6 protein-coding genes and 1 pseudogene are annotated in these 4,444 nt (G+C 49.3%); 4 read left to right on the forward strand and 3 right to left on the reverse strand.

The annotated features are described in order from the left end of the window. The first annotated feature begins 294 nt into the window (after nt 1–294). Nucleotides 295–537, forward strand: a complete 243-nt coding sequence (locus tag QRY16_RS21440; protein ID WP_000124732.1) for a type II toxin-antitoxin system ParD family antitoxin — start codon at nt 295–297, stop codon at nt 535–537. Further along, nucleotides 530–820, forward strand: a complete 291-nt coding sequence (locus QRY16_RS21445; RefSeq protein ID WP_193406720.1) for a type II toxin-antitoxin system RelE/ParE family toxin — start codon at nt 530–532, stop codon at nt 818–820. The genes QRY16_RS21440 and QRY16_RS21445 overlap by 8 nt, the downstream gene beginning before the upstream one ends. A 124-nt stretch (nt 821–944) precedes the next feature. Here QRY16_RS21445 and QRY16_RS21450 read toward each other — a convergent pair whose 3' ends face one another. From QRY16_RS21450 to QRY16_RS21460, 3 genes and pseudogenes are all read right to left on the reverse strand, one after another. Beyond that, complete coding sequence (locus tag QRY16_RS21450) at nt 945–1,172, reverse strand: plasmid partition protein ParG (RefSeq protein ID WP_191919640.1); 228 nt, start codon at nt 1,170–1,172, stop codon at nt 945–947. A gap of 39 nt (nt 1,173–1,211) precedes the next feature. Beyond that, complete coding sequence (gene parA / locus QRY16_RS21455; RefSeq protein WP_008815938.1) at nt 1,212–1,832, reverse strand: ParA family partition ATPase; 621 nt, start codon at nt 1,830–1,832, stop codon at nt 1,212–1,214. A 522-nt stretch (nt 1,833–2,354) separates the two neighbouring features. Then, a pseudogene (locus tag QRY16_RS21460) lies at nt 2,355–2,978 on the reverse strand (recombinase family protein); the annotation flags it as partial. 203 nt (nt 2,979–3,181) lie between these two features. Between QRY16_RS21460 and QRY16_RS21465 the strand changes: the two are divergent. Together QRY16_RS21465 and QRY16_RS21470 are read left to right on the forward strand one after the other, a co-directional pair. Then, nucleotides 3,182–3,778: a recombinase family protein gene (locus tag QRY16_RS21465; RefSeq protein WP_289777998.1), complete on the forward strand. Its 597-nt coding sequence runs from the start codon at nt 3,182–3,184 to the stop codon at nt 3,776–3,778. 124 nt (nt 3,779–3,902) lie between these two features. After that, nucleotides 3,903–4,444, forward strand: a 542-nt coding sequence (locus QRY16_RS21470) for an Rpn family recombination-promoting nuclease/putative transposase (protein ID WP_289777999.1), incomplete at its 3' end; no start/stop codon positions are given.

Consider the following 4,444-nt stretch of genomic DNA (forward strand, 5'->3'; position numbering starts at 1 on the left):
CGGCCATTATTCCTTCACACTGGCAGAACTGGTGACAAAAGGACATTTACGGCCATTAAAAGAGGCGTCAGATGAAGAAAACATTGCTTAACGTGAGTTTTCGTTCCACTGAGCGTCAGCCCCCTAAAACTATATTCAGCATCGGCTGGCACCTCTATGCCGCTTTGCGGCATTCAAATAACTGACTGCGCACTGCTCGCCAGTTTTCATTAGGGACTCCTGCGTGCAGCCCTTTCGTTGACACTAGGAGTAAGTATTCTTATCATTGTGTTGATAGTTAACACAGGGGGCGTTATGGCCAGAACAACAAGCGTTACGATTGGCGAACAACTCGATTCGTTTATTAGTCGATTAATAGACAGTGGCCGTTACGGCTCTGCGAGTGAAGTTATGCGCTCTGCGCTGCGATTGCTGGAGCAACAGGAAACAAACGATGAAGTTATTCGCCAGGCTGTTATTGCTGGGCTGGAAAGCGGTGAAAGCTCACTATCACTGCGGGATATTGCAGCACAAAGAAAACTGAGACATCGTGTATAAACTCACCGAACGGGCGGCAGAAGACTTCGCAGGGATTTATGATTATACGCTCTTGAAATTTGGTGAAACTCAGGCAGACCATTATACAGATGTACTTGAGGCATTTTTCGAGACACTGGCCGGAATGCCAGATATGGGACGTGACTACCATGCCGTTCCTGGTGTGATGCGCATTGAATTTCAGCGACATGCCATTTTTTATACGGTTCGTGATACAGATATTCTGATTGCGCGTATTTTGCACCAACAGATGAACCATAAACGCCATTTACTGGAAATCTAAACACGCTGCCGCGCTTTGCTTGGCCTACACCGATCTGCCACATAAAAAATTTATGCACCAGATCGGTGTTCTCGGGAAGGATGGGTGTGTATTTGAGTTAATGTGTTTTTACTCATTTGAGTTTTTAGCTGTCATTTTCTTTCAGCCAATTATCGACCAAGTCCTTTATCACATCAGTAATAGATGTGCCTTTTTTTGCACACGCAGCTTTGAAGCGGATATGTATTTCTTCATCAAAGTTAACGTTGACTCTCTTTTGCTTTCCCGTGGGTGTGCTATTGACGACTTTTTCAAGATCCCGATGCTCACCGAAACTCATTGTTTTTGATGTATGTTGTTTAGTTAGTGCCATACATAACCTCTTAATATGCTGAAATGAGTATATGAGTTTTTACTCAAATGATTCAAGTATTTCTCGCGTCAGAATGGCTATCTCGCCCTTTGCTGCTCCATCGTTGGTATCGAAAACGCTCTCACCCTCCATGACGGATTTAACGTAACTTTGGCGTTGTGTGATCGCAGTTTTAAACGGCTTAATACCCGTCTGAGCAATGCTATCTTTCAGGACATTAAGCATGGTGGCTTGTTCGATTTTCCGTGTTATGAGGAATCGAGCTTCTACCGGACGATTATAAGCCTGGGCTTCCAGCACGGTGACTACGGAACCGGCAGCGGAAAAATCCAGAGGGCTGGGTGTTACCGGGATGATAATCAGGTCGCTGACCATCACCGCTGCGGAAGTAATAACTGACAGAGAACCGGCTCCATCAATAATCACAAAGTCATATTCAGCCAGATCTTTTCTTACTTGGTAAACGTCTTTCTCTGATGCTGCGGTGTAAACATCAAATGCTGCTTTCTCTGCTTTATTCCAGTTAGTCAGGCTCATCTGTGGGTCTGTATCTACAACTGCAATTTTTTTTCCTGAACTGGCAAGGCAGCTACTGACGTTGATCGCCGCAGTCGTTTTACCAGACCCCCCTTTGGGGTTGAGGAACGCGATAATTTTCATGTTCAAACCTCATTTGTGTGTTTACTCATTTGAGTTTAATTATACGCAAAAGAACAAATGAGTAAATGTGTTTATTGTGTGCAAATGAGTATTTGAGTGTTTTCTTTGAATGTTAGAACTGCTGGGAATTTTGGTTTAAGCTTTTCTCTCAGAAAATTATTGCCAACCTCCATCGTATTCATTCCAGCTCTGATTCGTCGCATCATTGGTTAGCGTCATATCATCGACCACGCAGTTACGTATCTCAGCGGTGCGGTATATCTCGTCGAAAAGTTCGTCAATCTGCTCTTTCAAATCGGCATCATCGCTATACGTAAAAATCAGGCTGTACTCATTGTTGTCCAACACCTTTCCTTCATAGTCGCACTCAACCAGCCAGGCAATATCTTCTCTGACCTTTTTCTTCCCTCGGGTAAATTTGCTGCCGTTCTGCACCGGCACCCACAGTGTGGTTGTCACGGAGAGTGAGGTAGCACTCTCAGACTGCCCGGAAAGAGAGAGGAGGACTGTAACTGGGGCACACTGCTTAATCGCCCGGCTAATGGTGCCACGACTGCAATTGATAGTCTTCTGAACCTGGCTCCAGGAGCTACCGCTGGCCAGCAGCCTGTTAATGGCATCATAGCGATGTTGGTTAACCTTTCTTCCTTGGTATTTGCCCTCCGCTTTTGCTTTGGCAATCCCCTGTTTCTGGCGTTCTCGCCGCTGTTCATAGTTGCGCCTGGCCACTGCGGCCAGCATATCGAGCAGCATGTCATTGATGGCCGAAAACATCCGGTTATCAAAATCGGTCAGCCCCGGAGATAAATGTAGCCAGGTAGTGGGAACATTAACGGCCACGACTCTTATGTCTTTTCTGGCAATCATTTTTTTGAGCGTGATCCAGTCATTCCCGGCCAGACGTGAAAGGCGGTCAACATCTTCAATGAGTAAAATGTCACGCTGCCGACAGTCTTTCAGTAGTCTGAAAAGCTCAGGACGCTCCAGCCGTGAACCTGACTCATTTTCAATATAATAGTTACAGATGAACAGCCCGCGCTCAGTGGCAAAAGTGTCGATTGAGCTACGTGCTCGTGATGCATCCTGTTCGGACGTGGAGGCACGAAGATAGGCGCGAACAAAGCTGGTCGGTATCGTTTGGGTCATTTTGGGGAACCGGTTCTGTTTAAGTATGTCGTGATTATTTAAACAGTACCAGCTTGCAGCGGTACGAGGAAGGTATACCTCAGCGGGATGTACAAAACCGACCGGTTTCGTACACGACTCAGCCATCCTGTCCAAAAATTAGTGAAACCAATTTCGGACATGTCATATAATTCGTACATCCATTTCGTACAGAAAATTATACTATGTCACGCGTTTTTGCTTACTGCAGGGTGTCCACTCTGGAACAGACCACGGAAAATCAGCGCCGGGAAATTGAAGCCGCCGGATTTAGCGTTAAACTCCAGCGCCTGATTGAGGAGCAAATCAGCGGTTCGGTGGCGGCCAGCGAACGACCGGGTTTTGCCAGGCTGTTTGACCGCATGGAAAACGGCGATGTGCTGATTGTCACCAAACTGGACCGTCTGGGCCGTGATGCAATGGATGTGCGGAAGACAGTGGAACAACTGGCAGCGTCCGGTATCCGCGTTCACTGCCTCGCACTCGGCGGCGTGGACCTCACCAGTGCAGCCGGAAAGATGACCATGCAGGTTATTTCGGCGGTGGCTGAGTTTGAGAAGGACCTGCTGATTGAGCGCACACATTCAGGCCTGGCAAGGGCACGGGCGGCAGGAAAACGTTTTGGCCGTCCTCCGGCGCTGAGCCAGGAGCAGCGACAGACCGCACTTGAACACCTGAAAGCAGGTAACAGCGTCAGCGCGGTGGCGCGGGAATTCAATACGTCCCGGCAGACCATTATGCGGCTGCGTGATGACGCAGTGAGAGCGGGAACACAAAAATAGCAGGGAAGGGGGGCGGCTCCTTCCGCCGCTGTCCCCTGAGGGAGTGGCAGGTCCGTTCACCCTCAGTACTGACGGTTCTCTGCCTGTGGTATCATACGACAGTTATTTTTCAGAGCCAGGGCTGATGAAGAAGAAAAGCACCACACCCACGCCTCACGATGCCACGTTCCGGCAGTTTCTGACGCAACCGGATATTGCCCGGGACTTCATGGAAATCCACCTGCCCGCAGAGCTGCGCGCACTCTGCGACCTCAGTACGCTGAAGCTGGAATCCGGCTCCTTCGTCGAGGATGACCTCCGCCAGTATTTCAGCGACGTGCTCTACAGCCTGAAAACCACAGCTGGTGAAGGTTATGTTCACGTGCTTATAGAGCATCAGTCCTCGCCCGACAAACATATGGCCTTTCGCCTGGTGCGCTATGCCGTGGCCGCCATGCAGCGGCACCTGGAAGCGGGGCATAAAAAGTTGCCACTGGTGATACCGGTGCTGTTCTACACCGGCAAACGCAGCCCGTATCCGTACTCCACCCGGTGGCTGAATGAGTTTGACGACCCGGAGCTGGCAGGCAGGCTCTACAGCCAGGCTTTCCCGCTGGTTGACGTTACCGTCATTCCGGATGATGAAATCGCCGGCCATCGCAGCATGGCCGCACTAACTTTGCTGCA

Source organism: Mixta mediterraneensis, assembly GCF_030283135.1.
Taxonomy (GTDB): domain Bacteria; phylum Pseudomonadota; class Gammaproteobacteria; order Enterobacterales; family Enterobacteriaceae; genus Pantoea; species Pantoea mediterraneensis.